We start from the raw sequence: 15,148 nt of genomic DNA on the forward strand, positions 1-15,148 counted from the left end.
TTTACTCCTTATCCGCCAATGGTTTAAATCGGCGTAATTCTAATAAACGGTATCCAGTATAACTACCTAAAATCAATACAAAAGACATCACAACAAACTGTAAGCCGATAAAATTAAACATCAGGTGACGCGCTACTTCATTACTCATAATAAAGTAAGCAAGTACAGCAACAACTAAGCTACCACCACCTTGAGTAAACACCTCTTTAGGACCTTCTTCTTCCCATAGCACTGACATTCGTTCAATAGTCCAAGATAAAATGATCATTGGGAAGAAGGTGACCTTTAAGCCCTCCGTTAAACCAAGTTTGTAAGACAGCACACCAAATAAGGCAATCAAGAGAATTACCATGATAATCACGGTAGATATCCTCGAGACTAGTAATAAATTTAGGTGGGATAGGTAGGAACGAATAAATAGACCCACTGCAACTAATAAGATAAAGCCAATTAACCCAGTTACTAAGCTGGTTTGAATAAAGGCCATTGCAATCAACACAGGCATAAAGGTGCCAGATGTTTTTAGGCCAATTAATACGCGCATAATTACTACAATCAATACACCCAATGGGATCATTAGAATCCCTTTAAATAAAGATTGATCTTCAACTGGTAAGCTATGTATTGAGAAGTTAAATAGGTGCTCATTATCGGTTTTTTGCAGGATAGCAGCTAGGGCAGGTTGATCCTGTTGGATCATAGAAAAGCTGACTTTAGAATTAACTCCGCCGGTCAATTCTAATAAGGCTTTACCACTTTGATCCCATAATAATAGATTAGTGCGATCTACCGCTTTAACAGTTGAAGCATCAAATAATCGAGACTCAATTTTGCCATCTTTCTCTTGGAAAACTTGTACCAAAGGTTGTAAATGTTGACGGCGTCGACCATCTTCAAGGACTAATGCACCTATGCGTTTATTAGGTATTTTAGCTTCATTTAACAGCGCCATTAGTACATCAGTTTTAGTTGCTTTACCGGCGAGTACTAAGCTCACGTTTTGGTTTGGATCATCTGCATTTAATTGTTTTAACAATTCACGTGTAAAGCTAAATGCATCAGCGCTTGTTTTTAAAGAGTCTTGAATGATATCTGAACTGGCTGCTAAATCTGCAGCAACGCCTGCACCACCATATTCAATGTCTACAAGCTCCGGCATTTTACTAATTGCTTGATCTTGGCTTTCATCATCAACTAGCAACTGAATATTGTAATACAGGGTTTGCGGGCCTTCAGCTTGGCGGATAGTCCATTGCGCTTGTGGGTGGTTATCTTCATATAAAAACGATAAACCATAACCAGGAGACGCCGCATTTTGGCTAATTTGAGTAAAGCCTGCTTGTGTAAAAGGTGTCGTTAACGAAGCTAATATAGCCTTATCAGTCGCGTCAAATTCAACCTTAGCATCAATATTCCAGACCGTTCTTGTCTCGCCTGGCATCCAAGGGATATCAAAGGCCATATGGCGTTGAATAGTTTGTGTAATACCTAATACAAACAAGCCAGCCACTAAGGTGTAAAAGAAAATACGTGCGTTCATGGTGTTCCTTACTATTTATCCTGAGGTTGGTATTTTGGGTGGATATAATCTTGGCTTACATCAACTAAAATAACATCTTGTATGAAGCTACGCCCGATCAGAACTGGGAAGTCCATATGTTGGCGATCAGTTAACGTAAACTCTGATTTATGTGCCACACCACCAATACGTACATGTAATTCAACCACTGGACGGCGATCATATTCACCAGGCTCGCTTGATTGTAATATTTTTACATAACGTACCACTGGCGCTTCAATGATTTTCTTATCACCATCTTTGTTATGAGTAATATTAAATTTTACCCAATCCTTTCCATCACGTTCGAATTCTTGTATTTCAACTGCATTAATCGAAGAGGTAGTTGCACCTGTATCGATACGTGCTTTAAAGTTCTCTTTTGCTTTAGTGACATAAATCCATTCAGCTTGACCTAATACCGTTTTATCTAAGTAATCAGGTTTTTTCGTTTCCTTTACTATTTGCTTGCTACTCTTTGCTCTTGATCTTTCCATTAAGATCTTCTGTTGAAGTTCTTCATCAAGCTTCTGCTTTTCTTGTTTAAGCTGTTCTAAATTACTTTTTGCTTCGGCTAGTTCAAGTTGTTTTTGTTCGGCATCCACTTTTGATTCTGTTAAAGCCGTTTCTAATTCAGTAATTTTAGTTTCTTGGGCTTGTAGTGTTGTCTCAATTTTTTGTGTTTCCTCATCGGTCGAAATAGAGATACATCCAACGGTCAAAAATAGGGTTGAAAGTGTAATGATGGCCGTTCTCTTTAAAAGCATGAAGATTCCTCTAGTACTGGTGAAAAATAAAAATATGGTATCAGTTTGACACATAAATATCAGTTATAAATTGTCATCAAATTACCAGTATTTCCGTTTATTAACCTTTATTTAGGCTTTTTAACGCTCGTTCATCTCACAGCGCTAAATACCGCTTCAATCATCTCAATATAATATGAATTTATAGCTTATAGATTTATAAAAAGGCCCCAAGTTGTCTACTGCAAAGACAATTAATGGCTTTTTTTATAGTGCCTTATTAATAAATTGAGCGGGCATGTCTAATACGTTACTTATAGTGATAAAGTTTAAATTGATTGCTATAGGTAAAATGTTATTAATGCATGCCTTGTTGTAATAGGCATTGGAGTCAGCTTGTATAAAAAAGTTCCTTTCGGATATGATGACTTAAATTTGTGTTATTGGTTCAGAACAAATTAAGTCGCCATTAACCAGCTCAGCTAGAGTAAGGTGGATTACATTTTTATGGACGTTTAATTAAATATAGCGCACTGAGTAATGCCAATAAGCAGAGCATAAATAGAGGTGTTTGCCCAACACGCTGATAAGGTGTAAAGCCATAAGCAGGTTGTACTTCTTGGCGTAATACCGCATCAACATTTGATGGGAGACGCTCTATTTCTTGTCCTTTACTATCAAAAATAGCGGTTATGCCATTGTTTGTGCTACGTAATAGAGGTCTACCTAATTCAATTGCACGCATTCGTGCAATTTCTAAATGTTGTGCAGGGCCAATAGAATGACCAAACCAAGCATCATTACTTAGGGTAAGTATTAGTCCGGTTTTCTCATGTATATTTTCACGTAATAATTCTGGAAAAGCAATTTCATAACAAAGCGCCGCAGCCAAAGTAGTATCTGCAAATTTCAGGTTAGCTTGGTGTGCACCACCGCGTTGAAAACTTGACATAGGCAGATTGAAATAGGGCGCTAGGGGGCGTAATAAACTTTCAAATGGCACAAATTCACCAATTGGTAATAGCTGGTGCTTAGAATAACGGTTAGGGCTGGTTTGAGAGTAGCCTTGGTTACTTGGAAGCTGCCCTAACATGATGATGCTATTAAAATACTCATCTTTATTAATATCGTAATTAATAATGCCGGTTAATAGTGTTTTGTTCTCTTCTTCTAGCTTGCGTGATAAAGACTGTAAGAAACGTTGCATATCAATTTCTAAGGCCGCAATAGCGGATTCAGGCCAAATAATCAGTTCAGCTTGTTGTTTTGAATCTTCATTTTGTTCAGCGGTTTCTGTTGAAGCAACATCATTTTTAATACCTGATAAACCTAAGTATTTTAAAATAGAAGGGTAAAGCTGGTCCGGCTCCCACTTTTGATTTTGGTCTATATTACCTTGTACTAAGGCAACCTTAATAGGTGCTTGCAATTCAGTAAAAGACAGTTGTTTTAAGCTATAACCACTCATCACTATTGATAAAATCAGCAGCGAAGCAAACTTTTGAGATTGCTTTAATAGTATTAAGGTTAAGCATGCACAAATCAGCATAATGGCTAAGGTAATACCTTGCACACCTAAAATAGGAGCGAATCCGACTAATGGTGTATCAGCATGGCTATAACCTAAATAAGCCCAAGGAAATCCTGTTAAGAACCAACCTCTAACCCAATCCATAATTAGCCAGAAACTGGGGAGGATTAATAATAATCGAATCATATCTGATTGAGTTGGGATTCGATAACTGAGCCATAAAGCGAGACTAGGGAAGATAGCTAAATATGCACAAAGTAAAACAATCAGTAAGGCGCTAGCAATAAATGGCATCCCGCCAAACAGATCCATGCTGACATAGATCCAGTGTAAGGTAGCGACAAACATAGAAAGGTTAAAAACAAAGCTAACGAGGAATAATTTTTTATGGTGAAGTTTGGCTTGTTTTAATAATAAGAACAGCCCAACAAAGGAGGGATATAATACCCACCATTGTTGAAATGGAGCAAATGCAAATACTTGAATTGCCCCTAACAATGCAGCCACAATTAATTGACCATACAGAGAAGAGGTAATGTTAGTTAGCATAGGTTTACTCAATCTTTTTTAAGTTCTTTTTTTAATTCTCGAGGTACACGGACTTGAAGTTGTATTAAGCGACGATTGTCAGCATGGGTTACTTTAAACTTATGTTCACCAACAGTGATTTTTTCTCCACGACTTGGTAAATGGCCAAGCTCATGCAAAATATATCCGCCTATAGTGTCTTGAATTTCCGGGTTATATTCGGTTTCAAAGAATTCGTTAAAGTCAGCTAACGTGGTTAATGCACTAACTGCATAACTGCGTTTACCAATCTTTCGGATCTCGTCTTGTTCTTCATAATCGAATTCATCTTCGATTTCACCAACAATCACTTCTAAAATATCTTCGATAGTGACTAAGCCTGATACACCACCATATTCATCAACAACAATGGCCATGTGATAACGTTGGCTTCGGAATTCTTTTAATAATGTATCTAAACGTTTGCTTTCAGGGACAACAACAGCTTCACGCAGAATATCGTCTATTTTAAAGTCGTCAGGGTTAGAGCTAAAACCGTATTGAAGTAGATCTTTTGCTAATAATAAACCTACAATATGGTCTTTATCTTCAGTGATCACTGGGAAACGAGAATGAGCTGAATTGATAATTTCAGGTAACAGCTCTTCAACAGGTTGAGACAACCCAAGTGTTACCATTTGTGAGCGTGGGATCATAATGTCTCTAACACGCAATTTAGAGACATCAATAACGCCTTTTATCATTTCTTTAGTTTTTTGATCGATCACTTGGCGGTCTTTCGCGCTATCGATCACGTCTAATAATTCATCTTGGCTTTTAGGTTCGCCTTGAAATAGGTTACCTATTTTATCGAGCAAACCTTCTTTAGGCTGCTCGTTACTAGAATGATAATCTTCCGACATTAATTTTATTTACTCTTTTTCGCTTATATAAGGGTCACTATAACCTAACTCAATCATAAGTTCGGTTTCAATGCCTTCCATCACTTCTGCTTCTTCATCTTCTATATGGTCGTAACCTAAAAGATGTAGCGTGCCGTGAATCAGCATATGTGCCCAATGTGAAATTAACGGTTTTTGTTGTTCCGTCGCTTCCTGTTCTACTACTGCTTTACAGACTACCAGATCACCCAATAAAGGTAATGTGATCCCTGGTGGGTTCTGAAAAGGAAAAGATAAGACATTTGTTGGTTTATCTTTTCCTCGATAATCAGCGTTTAATTGCTGACTTTCTTCGCAGTCTACAATACGAACCGTCAATTCAGCAAGGTCTCGTTTATGATCGCTTACTTTGATGATAGCCGCACTTACCCATTTTTCCAGTTGTGCTAGGTCGGGTAAGGCTTGCTGGTCTTCACTAGCAAGCTGTAAATCAACATATAATTCCATTAAGCGTTTCTCGCTTCGCTTTCTGCTATTTCCGCTTTTCTGTCAAAGGCATCATATGCTTTAACAATACGAGCAACAACTGGATGACGTACAACATCATCAGCTAGGAAGAAATTAAAGCTAATACCTTCATCAACTTCACCCAACACTTCAATAGCATGGCGTAAACCAGACTTCTGATGGCGAGGTAAATCGATTTGAGTGATATCACCCGTAATAACAGCTGTTGAGTTAAAGCCAATACGTGTTAAGAACATTTTCATTTGCTCTGTTGTGGTATTTTGGCTTTCATCAAGAATTACAAAAGCATCATTTAATGTACGACCGCGCATGTAAGCAAGTGGCGCAATTTCAATAATGTTTTTTTCAATTAATTTTTCTACTTTCTCAAACCCAAGCATCTCAAATAACGCATCATAAAGTGGGCGGAGGTAAGGGTCTACTTTTTGCGATAAATCACCAGGTAGGAAGCCTAGTTTCTCACCCGCTTCAACGGCTGGTCGAGTCAATAAAATACGACGCACTTCTTGGCGCTCAAGTGCTTCAACGGCACAAGCAACTGCTAAGTAAGTTTTACCTGTACCTGCAGGGCCAACGCCAAAGCTGATATCACTACGTAAAATATTACTAACATATTTAGTTTGATTTTCACCACGAGGTTTAATTACACCACGTTTAGTCTTGATAGTAAGGCTTTTAAAACCAACTTCTTGAGATTCCACTTTCACTTCTAATAAGCGATGTTCGCTAATCAAGTTTTGTAACGCAAGGTGTACATCTTCGTCGGTTAGACGACCAATTTTTCCTTTTACTGGTTGCGTTTCAATGTACAGGTCATTAATTAACTCACTGCCAGCTTGTGCATAACGGTGCTCACCAACAATTTGAAAGTGTGCATCTTTGTAGATCACTTCAACACCTAAACGGCGTTCAATTTGTTTAATATTGTCGTCAAAAGAGCCGCATAAGACCGCTAAGCGATCTTTATCGGCAGGAACTAAATCAAGATGAATTGTGGTTAATTTTGTGCTCAAGTATAAAGACCTTATTTATGCTGGGATAAAAGTTTCAACGCCAAGTTTGTTTGTATTTTTATTTACAATGTCACTTGGACGAATCGATTCACGTAAGTTCATTTCAGACTCACCGCGTATAAACTTACCACGGATAGAGTTAGTATGGACTTCTGTGATTTCAACATCAACAAAACCACCGATAGAACGATGATCACCTTCAAAGTTTACGATGCGGTTATTTTCAGTACGGCCACATAACTCCATAATATTCTTACGAGATGGACCTTCGACTAAAATACGTTGTACAGAACCAACCATACGACGTCCAATTAATTGTGAATGTTGGTGAATACGATCTTGTAAAATCGCTAAACGTTTCTTTTTCGTCTCTAAATCTACATCATCGGGCATATCTGCAGCGGGCGTACCAGGACGTTGGCTGTAGATGAAACTGTAGCTTGTATCAAATCCAATATGGTTAATTAAATCCATCGTTTCTTGGAAATCTTGGTCAGTTTCATTTGGGAAACCAACGATGAAGTCAGAGCTAATCGTTAAGTTTGGACGTACCGCTTTTAATGCAGCAATTTTTTCTTTGTACTGCGCTACAGTATGACCACGTTTCATTAGGTTCAAGATGCGGTCTGCGCCGGCTTGTACAGGCAGATGTAAAAAATCAACTAACTCAGGTGTGTCACGATAAACATCGATAATCTCATCGGTAAAGTCGATTGGGTTACTTGTTGTGTAACGTAAGCGATCGATACCATCGATAGAGGCAACATAGCGTAATAACTCAGGGAAACTACATTCGTCTCCATCATGCATCTCACCGATGTAAGAGTTTACGTTTTGACCTAATAGATTAATTTCACGTACGCCTTGTTCAGCCAATTGTGCAACTTCTAATAAAATATCATCTAATGGGCGGCTAACTTCTTCACCTCGAGTGTAAGGTACAACACAGAACGTGCAGTACTTAGAGCAGCCTTCCATAATAGAAACAAAGGCCGTTGCACCTTCCGCTTTTGGCTCAGGCATAGAGTCAAATTTTTCAATTTCAGGGAAGCTAACATCCACGACTGTGCCTTTGTTATCTTGCACTTCTTTGATCATTTTTGGTAAACGATGCAGTGTTTGTGGGCCAAATACAATATCCACATAAGGGGCACGGCGACGAATCGCTTTACCTTCTTGTGATGCAACACAACCACCGACACCAATCACGATGTTAGGATTTTTATCTTTTAGTTTTTTCCAACGGCCAAGCTGATGAAATACTTTTTCTTGTGCTTTTTCACGGATAGAACAAGTATTTAATAAAATTACGTCAGCATTTTCTGCTTCATCAACGGAAGTGTAACCGTTACTTGCATTTAAAAGGTCCGCCATTTTTGATGAATCGTACTCATTCATCTGACAACCCCATGTTTTAACGTGTAATTTCATGCTCATATCTATTGCCTATTATGCTGACTAAATTAGTGTGTTTCTTAAAACGAGGTCGCATTTTACGCACTTCAAAGCAATCATGCTACTGTTTGTTTGCTAGCATGGCGTTTATCGTAAATGTTGGGAAAAACTAATTTTTAAGCTATTAAAAAAACTAGGTTTTTTTACCCTAAATGACATCTTTTTACGTACAATCATAAATTCAAGAAAGTGACAGTTGAGGCATTGATGGTAAATACGAAAATAATAATTGTAGGTGGGGGGATGGTTGGTGCGCTATCAGCTCTATTACTCGCAAAACAGGGTAGTACTGTGCATCTAATTGAAAAATCTACCTTTGTTATGCCTAACAACAATGATCCTGTGGATCTTCGCGTATCTGCCTTCAGCGCGCAAAGCAAACATTTACTTGAATTAGCCGGTGTTTGGAAAGATATTCCTAAAGAGCGCCTTTGTCCGTATAAAGGGTTGCAAACGTGGGAAAAAGGCAGCCAGAAACTGATTTTTTCGAGTGATGATATCGGTGCTGAACAATTGGGGTACATTGCTGAAAATAGGTGGATTCAAGCTGTATTATGGCAGGCATTACAAGGCATGCCTAACGTGCATATATATCAAGAAATGCAAGTTGCTAATGTTCAACAAGATCCAAAACAGGTTGTCGTTACCCTTCAAAACCACCAAGTTATTCAGGCTGAACTGTTATTAGCTTGTGATGGTGCCAATTCAGCAGTACGTAATCATTTACAGATGCCGATGACCAGTTGGGATTATCGCCATCACTGTCTATTAATTAATATCACCACTAACTGTGCTCAGCAGGATATAACATGGCAAGAGTTTAGAGAGACTGGTCCTTGTGCTTTTTTACCTTTAGCCGGTCACCATGCGAGTTTAGTTTGGTATCACAGCCCACAAAAGATTAAGCATTTGCAAAGCCTTAACAATCTGCAGTTAAAGCAGGTCATTAAAGATGAATTTCCTATCTTAGACTTTGAGTTTGAAGTGGATGCAAAGGGGAGCTTTCCATTAACTCGTCGCCACGCTCAACATTATTATCAGGGCCGAGTTGCTTTGCTGGGAGACGCGGCACATACCATTAATCCGTTAGCGGGGCAGGGAGTTAACCTAGGTTTTAAAGATGTGCAATGTCTAGTGGCATTATTAACTGAATGCAGTGATTTAGGCATACCCGAAATATTAAAGCGTTATCAATGTAAACGAAAACCTGCGAACTTATTAATGCAAACTGGCATGGATATTTTTTATAAAGTGAGTAAATCCGAATCGAATTTGATGCGTGTACTACGTAAAAGTTTTCTAGGTGCCGCTCAGCAATCTGGACAGTTGAAAACACGGGTTATGCGCTATGCAATGGGGATTAATTAGACTCAAATAGAAACTTAAAAATCTTCTAGGCTAATGAGGTTAACCTAGAAGATTGAGAGGAGTTTATTGTTTTAATTTAGAAAGAAGTACGGCGATAATCACGGTATTGCGGTAGCCAGAAATTAGCCTGTAAACGGCGGTGCATATTCTCGTTAGTCACCGGTAATGCTAGGTTATCTTCTATTGCTTGTAGCGCAACGGCACAGGCAATTTTCTCACTGATTTTTTGAATTGCTTTTAATGGTGGTAATAAAGCGCCAGGTGCTTTTTCATATTCCATTGAAGCGTCAGCTAATGCTTGGCTTGCTACCATTAACATATTGTCACTAATACCTGTAGCACGTGCAGCTAATACACCTAAGCCAATCCCTGGGAAAATGTAACTGTTGTTACATTGTGACACTTCAAAAGACTGTTCGTTGTACACAGTGTTCGGGAAAGGGCTACCTGTTGCAATAATTGCTTTGCCTTTACTCCAGTTAGTGATCTCTTGTGGTGTCGCTTCAACGCGAGACGTTGGGTTAGAGAGCGGTAATACAATTGGGTTTTCAGTATTTTCACACAGGGCTTCTACCACACTCTGCGTAAATAGGCCTTTCTGACCACTTACACCAAATAATACAGTGATTTTAGCTTGTTTCACGACCTGCTCTAGACCTAGTTTCTGACTCTTATCCCAGTTTTCAATATCAGTTTCTTTTTGGACAAGTGGCACTTGGAAAGGTTGTAGCTCAGTCATGTTATCTGTTAATAAACCATAACGGTCAACCATAAATACTTGTTTACGTGCTTGCTCTTCAGTTAAACCTTCACGCTGCATTTGACGGATAATATGCTCTGCGATACCACAACCAGCCGAACCAGCACCTAAAAAGGCGATATTTTGTTCGCTTAGCTTTTGCCCTTTATTCAAACAAGCAGCGATTAATGTGCCTACTGATACAGCTGCCGTTCCTTGAATATCATCATTGAAACAACATAGTTGATCGCGATATTTGTTTAATAGTGGTGTTGCATTGGTTTGTGCAAAATCTTCAAATTGTAATAATACTTCTGGCCAACGACGTTTCACGGCTTGAATAAATAGGTCAACAAATTCGTTGTACTCTTCACCATTGATACGTGGGTTACGCCACCCCATGTACATTGGATCTTCAAGTAATTGTGTATTATTAGTACCTACATCTAATAAAATAGGTAAACAGTGAGCAGGGCTGATACCACCGCAAGCTGTGTATAATGCTAATTTACCAATAGGGATGCCCATACCACCGATCCCTTGGTCGCCTAATCCTAAAATGCGCTCACCATCAGTTACTACAATGACTTTTACATTTTGCTTAGTTGCATTTTGTAGCATGTCATCAATTTTATGACGCTCAGGGTAAGAGATAAATAAACCACGTTTGCGGCGGTAGATTTTAGAAAACTTTTCACAAGCTTGACCTACTGTTGGGGTGTAAATCAATGGCATCACTTCTTCGATATGTTGCTCGATTAGGTGATGAAATAACGTTTCATTAGTATCTTGAATATTACGTAAGTAAATATGTTTATCTAAATCACTAGAGAAAGATGATAACTGTTGATAAGCACGTAAAGATTGCTCTTCAATGGTTTCAATGGTGTGTGGTAATAACCCGGTTAAATTAAAGTTATCACGTTCTTCAGATGAGAAAGCGCTTCCTTTATTTAGTAGCGGTGCTTCTAGCAGAGCTGGACCAGCAAAGGGGATATATAAAGGACGTTTATTTGGCATAATAAATTCTTCTCAGTAGACAAAAGCGTAAGGCGAAATGCTATTTAAGTGCATTATGTGAAAGTTGTGTGGATCTTATAAAAATATTGTTACTTGATCATTAAATAACTTCATTTTTTGTTAGATTAATGCAAGTTTATCTTTTTTGAAGTGATCTTTTAAATAATCTATCAATAATCTTAACTTTTTCGAGTCTGCTCCGCCTGGTGGGAACACCGCATAGACATCAATATCATTTAATTGATAATCAGCGAGTACTTGCACTAAGCTCCCTTGTTTTAATTTTGGCTGGGCGTCATAGAGAGGGATACGACCAATACCATGCCCGCCTTCTACAAAGGCAGTTCGTGCCGCAGCATTATTAGTACTTATTTTCCCGGTTAACTTTACTGTATAGGATCTTTTACCTTTTTTTAGGGTAACAGAGTGTCCTGCTAATTGATAAATAACCCATTGATGGGACGCTAATTGTGCTGGTGTGCTAGGCTGACCGTATTTGGTCAAATAATCAGGAGAAGCATATAAATGCGTAGTTAGGCTAGATAGCTTGGTTGCCTGCAACCCTGAATCTGTTAATGCAGCACCTCGAATAGCAATATCAAAGCCTTCTCTAATAATATTAACCACTTCATCACTTAGGTTGACTTCTAATTGTATGCTTGGGTAGTGCTGAGCAAAAGCATTTAAGGCAGGCACAATCGCATGTAATCCGACACTCATAGGACAACTAATTTTGATGAGTCCTGTTGGGTTTTCTTTTAAGTTTTCGATCTGTTGATTGGCAGCTAATGCGGCGTCAACAATCACTTTACAACGTTGATAATATTGTTCACCAGCCTCTGTTAAGGCGATACTTCGCGTTGAACGATTAAGTAATTTTATGCCTAATTGTGTTTCTAGTTTTTTAAGGTGATAACTCACCACAGCACGTGATAGCTTTAAATGCTTAGCCGCTGCGCTAAAGTTGCCTTGCTCAATCACTTGGGCAAACACAACCATACTTTTTAACTGTTCAAATGAGAGTTCCATAAACCTACGACGCGAATAATGACATGTAATAAGCTCTATTGTATCAATTTTTAATACAATGATGTTGATAAAGTATGCATTGTTCAGTTTTGGTGTGAGTCTATAATGAATTCAATCGCTACCGATATCGATCACTTAATCAGTATTACTAGCAATTAAATACATTTAAAATGAGGTTATTATCATGAGCAAGAAAATTTTAATGGTTATCACATCGCATGATCAACTAGGCGACACAGGCAAAAAAACTGGTTTCTGGATTGAAGAATTTGCAGCACCTTATTACGTATTTAAAGATGCTGGTTTAGACATTACATTAGCATCGCCTTTAGGTGGTCAACCACCGATTGACCCATCAAGCGAATTAGATGATTTTGTTACAGATGCCACTAAACGTTTCGATAAAGATCAAGAAACAAAACAACACTTAGCTAATACAGTGGCGCTGTCTTCAGTTAATCAAGCTGATTTTGATGCAGTATTCTATCCTGGTGGTCACGGACCTTTATGGGATTTAGCTACAGATGCTACTTCAATTGCCTTAATTGAGTCGTTCTTAGGTGCAAATAAACCTGTCGGTGCAGTATGCCATGCAAGTGCTGTATTATTAGATGTAAAAGACAGTGCAGGTGAGTTTGCAGTTAAAGGCAAAGCGATTGCAGGTTTCACAAACAGTGAAGAAGAAGCTGTTCAACTAACTGATATTGTGCCTTTCTTAGTAGAAGATGAACTCATTAAACGTGGTGCAGATTACCAAAAAGCCGATGATTGGACTGCTTTTGCCGTGCAAGATGGTTTAATTATCTCTGGTCAAAACCCTGCTAGTTCAGAGCTGGTGGCTGAAAAATTATTAGCACAACTAGACGCTTAATCTATCGCTACACTTGTTGACCGCAATGAATGTTATTCATTGCGGTTTTTAAGGATAAATCAATTATCGCTACTGACAGTTACACTTAACTCACCACTACCATCATCACAGACAAAGAAGTTAATAGGCTGACAACAGACTTGGCAATCTTCTATATATTCTTGGTCAGTATCAGAAGGGTCTAATAAGATCACTATACTCTCACCGCAATAAGGACAGTGGATATTTTCTTCTTGAAGGAATGCCATCTTGTGTTTCTCCTCTGAATACTTATTTCATTTAATAATAATGTAACTTATCTTTTTGTTTTAATATCAAGTTGCTTTTATAGTAATACCAATCTAATTGATTAATGGATCTGTTTTACTTATTACATTAAGTCGTTTTTGTAACGAAAATTTAGGGGACTTATTTAATCTAATGGAATGAGTATAGTGACTGACGAATCATGAATACTTCAATGAACCTTAATAAGGAAAAGTAGGCGATGAATATTGCGATATACATATATGACAATGCAGAGGTGCTTGATTTCTCTGGACCATTTGAAGTGTTGAGCACTGCGAAACGATTGGCTAATAAAGATTGGGATATTTTTTTAGTTTCTGAAATGTCGAATCTGGTGCAAGCGCGGGGTGGTTTCCCTGTGAAAGCGCATTATTCATTTGTAGATCACCCAAGTATTGATCTACTTATTGTAGTTGGCGGTGTACATACTGAAGAAATGCAAAAGACGAAGGTCATCAACTGGATTACCGATGTGGCAGCTCAATCATCAAAGGTATTATCTGTTTGTACTGGCGCATTTTTGTTAGCAGAAGCGGGTTTATTAGATGGTTTGAAAGTAACAACGCATTGGGAAGATATCGAAGACTTAAGAAAGACTTATCCTTTATTGCAGGTAATTAGTGGTCAACGATGGGTCGCGCAAGATAAATATATCACTTCGGGAGGGATATCCGCTGGTATTGATATGAGTTTACAGTTAGTGTCTGAATTGGATTCTTTGTCTTTAGCTGAAAAGACTGCTAAGCAAATGGAATACCACTGGCAAAAAACACCACTTAATACTTAGTAGTATTTGATATTAAAAAGGCCTACAGATGGATATTGTAAATTATCTACCCGAACTATTGTCTGTCACTGTGATTGCTATTTTTATGGCAATCAGTCCTGGTGCTGACTTTGTGATGATCACTCGTAATAGTCTATTTCATGGCAGGCAAAGTGGCCTTTATTCTGCACTGGGCATAGGGTTAGCGATCTGGATACATGTTGCTTACTCTATTGCAGGCTTGGCCATAATCATCTCTAAATCTATTCTGTTATTTTCATTAATAAAATATCTTGGTGCGGCTTATCTCATCTATATTGGTTATAAAACCTTGACTGCTAAAAGTAAACTCAATGACATGCAACAAACGGATAGCGAGCCATTATCTAACTTTGCTGCGTTAAAGTTAGGTTTTATTACTAATGCTTTAAATCCGAAAACTACTTTGTTCTTCTTAAGCTTATTTACACAGGTGGTCAACCCCTCTACGCCTGTATCGATACAAATACTATATGGGCTGATTATTTGTTTGGCACATATTGCTTGGTTTTCAATGGTCTCTATGTTTTTTAGCCACCCTGCATTAGTGAGTAAATTTAATATTCACAAACAAAAAATAGAAAAGGTTGTAGGTAGTGTATTAATTGGTTTTGGTATAAAGGTTGCTGTAACAACTAACAACTAACAACTAACAACAAGCAAAGTCGAAAAACATTGATAAGCGGATAGTAGTCTACCCAAGCATGTTTAAGGGCTATTACTGGGATACCCATAGATATTGTTTTTCTATTATGCATTTATGCATTCTTTTCATATCTGATTTTTAA

Annotated in this window: 14 protein-coding genes; 4 read left to right on the forward strand and 10 right to left on the reverse strand. The window is 38.1% G+C overall.

Annotation, left to right across the window (positions count from 1 at the left end):
- Position 1: 1 nt before the first annotated feature.
- From OW492_RS06135 to miaB, 7 genes are all read right to left on the reverse strand, one after another.
- Positions 2 to 1,540 (reverse strand): inactive transglutaminase family protein, encoded by a 1,539-nt coding sequence (locus OW492_RS06135; RefSeq protein ID WP_290039048.1) that lies wholly within the window; start codon positions 1,538 to 1,540, stop codon positions 2 to 4.
- A gap of 11 nt (positions 1,541 to 1,551) precedes the next feature.
- Positions 1,552 to 2,325: a RimK/LysX family protein gene (locus tag OW492_RS06140; protein ID WP_290039049.1), complete on the reverse strand. Its 774-nt coding sequence runs from the start codon at positions 2,323 to 2,325 to the stop codon at positions 1,552 to 1,554.
- Positions 2,326 to 2,809: 484 nt separating this feature from the next.
- Positions 2,810 to 4,384, reverse strand: a complete 1,575-nt coding sequence (gene lnt / locus OW492_RS06145) for an apolipoprotein N-acyltransferase (protein ID WP_290039050.1) — start codon at positions 4,382 to 4,384, stop codon at positions 2,810 to 2,812.
- 8 nt (positions 4,385 to 4,392) lie between these two features.
- Positions 4,393 to 5,265: a transporter associated domain-containing protein gene (locus OW492_RS06150; protein ID WP_290039051.1), complete on the reverse strand. Its 873-nt coding sequence runs from the start codon at positions 5,263 to 5,265 to the stop codon at positions 4,393 to 4,395.
- 9 nt (positions 5,266 to 5,274) lie between these two features.
- Positions 5,275 to 5,751, reverse strand: coding sequence for an rRNA maturation RNase YbeY (ybeY, locus tag OW492_RS06155; protein WP_290039052.1), 477 nt, complete (start codon positions 5,749 to 5,751; stop codon positions 5,275 to 5,277).
- Positions 5,751 to 6,785, reverse strand: coding sequence for a PhoH family protein (locus OW492_RS06160; RefSeq protein WP_290039053.1), 1,035 nt, complete (start codon positions 6,783 to 6,785; stop codon positions 5,751 to 5,753). Before OW492_RS06160 ends, ybeY begins: the two co-directional genes overlap by 1 nt.
- A 15-nt stretch (positions 6,786 to 6,800) precedes the next feature.
- Complete coding sequence (miaB, locus tag OW492_RS06165) at positions 6,801 to 8,222, reverse strand: tRNA (N6-isopentenyl adenosine(37)-C2)-methylthiotransferase MiaB (protein ID WP_290039054.1); 1,422 nt, start codon at positions 8,220 to 8,222, stop codon at positions 6,801 to 6,803.
- Positions 8,223 to 8,447: 225 nt separating this feature from the next.
- Between miaB and OW492_RS06170 the strand changes: the two genes are divergently transcribed.
- Entirely contained in the window at positions 8,448 to 9,608 is a 1,161-nt protein-coding gene (locus OW492_RS06170) for an FAD-dependent monooxygenase (RefSeq protein WP_290039055.1), read from the forward strand.
- A gap of 76 nt (positions 9,609 to 9,684) precedes the next feature.
- Here OW492_RS06170 and OW492_RS06175 read toward each other — a convergent pair whose 3' ends face one another.
- Positions 9,685 to 11,370, reverse strand: coding sequence for an NAD-dependent malic enzyme (locus OW492_RS06175; protein ID WP_290039119.1), 1,686 nt, complete (start codon positions 11,368 to 11,370; stop codon positions 9,685 to 9,687).
- A 117-nt stretch (positions 11,371 to 11,487) separates the two neighbouring features.
- Complete coding sequence (locus tag OW492_RS06180) at positions 11,488 to 12,396, reverse strand: LysR family transcriptional regulator (RefSeq protein WP_290039056.1); 909 nt, start codon at positions 12,394 to 12,396, stop codon at positions 11,488 to 11,490.
- A 184-nt stretch (positions 12,397 to 12,580) separates the two neighbouring features.
- On the opposite strand from OW492_RS06180, the gene OW492_RS06185 reads away from it, so the two are divergent.
- The gene (locus tag OW492_RS06185) at positions 12,581 to 13,267 is read left to right on the forward strand and encodes a type 1 glutamine amidotransferase domain-containing protein (RefSeq protein ID WP_290039057.1); all 687 of its coding nucleotides are present in this window, start codon (positions 12,581 to 12,583) and stop codon (positions 13,265 to 13,267) included.
- A gap of 59 nt (positions 13,268 to 13,326) precedes the next feature.
- Here OW492_RS06185 and OW492_RS06190 read toward each other — a convergent pair whose 3' ends face one another.
- Entirely contained in the window at positions 13,327 to 13,515 is a 189-nt protein-coding gene (locus OW492_RS06190; protein ID WP_290039058.1) for a CPXCG motif-containing cysteine-rich protein, read from the reverse strand.
- 239 nt (positions 13,516 to 13,754) lie between these two features.
- Between OW492_RS06190 and OW492_RS06195 the strand changes: the two genes are divergently transcribed.
- The gene (locus OW492_RS06195) at positions 13,755 to 14,342 is read left to right on the forward strand and encodes a DJ-1/PfpI family protein (RefSeq protein ID WP_290039059.1); all 588 of its coding nucleotides are present in this window, start codon (positions 13,755 to 13,757) and stop codon (positions 14,340 to 14,342) included.
- Positions 14,343 to 14,370: 28 nt separating this feature from the next.
- A complete protein-coding gene (locus tag OW492_RS06200) occupies positions 14,371 to 15,006 on the forward strand; it encodes a LysE family transporter (RefSeq protein ID WP_290039060.1) in 636 nt (211 codons plus the stop codon).
- The last annotated feature ends 142 nt before the right edge of the window (positions 15,007 to 15,148 follow it).

It is taken from the genome of Psychromonas sp. 14N.309.X.WAT.B.A12 (genome assembly GCF_030397575.1).
GTDB lineage: Bacteria > Pseudomonadota > Gammaproteobacteria > Enterobacterales > Psychromonadaceae > Psychromonas.

Excerpts from the sequence above, each read along its gene's own strand:
- OW492_RS06135 (WP_290039048.1), bottom strand. The coding sequence starts at position 1,540 with ATGAACGCACGTATTTTCTTTTACACCTTAGTGGCTGGCTTGTTTGTA.
- OW492_RS06140 (WP_290039049.1), bottom strand. The coding sequence starts at position 2,325 with ATGCTTTTAAAGAGAACGGCCATCATTACACTTTCAACCCTATTTTTG.
- lnt (WP_290039050.1), bottom strand. The coding sequence starts at position 4,384 with ATGCTAACTAACATTACCTCTTCTCTGTATGGTCAATTAATTGTGGCT.
- OW492_RS06150 (WP_290039051.1), bottom strand. The coding sequence starts at position 5,265 with ATGTCGGAAGATTATCATTCTAGTAACGAGCAGCCTAAAGAAGGTTTG.
- ybeY (WP_290039052.1), bottom strand. The coding sequence starts at position 5,751 with ATGGAATTATATGTTGATTTACAGCTTGCTAGTGAAGACCAGCAAGCC.
- miaB (WP_290039054.1), bottom strand. The coding sequence starts at position 8,222 with ATGAGCATGAAATTACACGTTAAAACATGGGGTTGTCAGATGAATGAG.
- OW492_RS06170 (WP_290039055.1), top strand. The coding sequence starts at position 8,448 with ATGGTAAATACGAAAATAATAATTGTAGGTGGGGGGATGGTTGGTGCG.
- OW492_RS06180 (WP_290039056.1), bottom strand. The coding sequence starts at position 12,396 with ATGGAACTCTCATTTGAACAGTTAAAAAGTATGGTTGTGTTTGCCCAA.
- OW492_RS06185 (WP_290039057.1), top strand. The coding sequence starts at position 12,581 with ATGAGCAAGAAAATTTTAATGGTTATCACATCGCATGATCAACTAGGC.
- OW492_RS06190 (WP_290039058.1), bottom strand. The coding sequence starts at position 13,515 with ATGGCATTCCTTCAAGAAGAAAATATCCACTGTCCTTATTGCGGTGAG.
- OW492_RS06195 (WP_290039059.1), top strand. The coding sequence starts at position 13,755 with ATGAATATTGCGATATACATATATGACAATGCAGAGGTGCTTGATTTC.
- OW492_RS06200 (WP_290039060.1), top strand. The coding sequence starts at position 14,371 with ATGGATATTGTAAATTATCTACCCGAACTATTGTCTGTCACTGTGATT.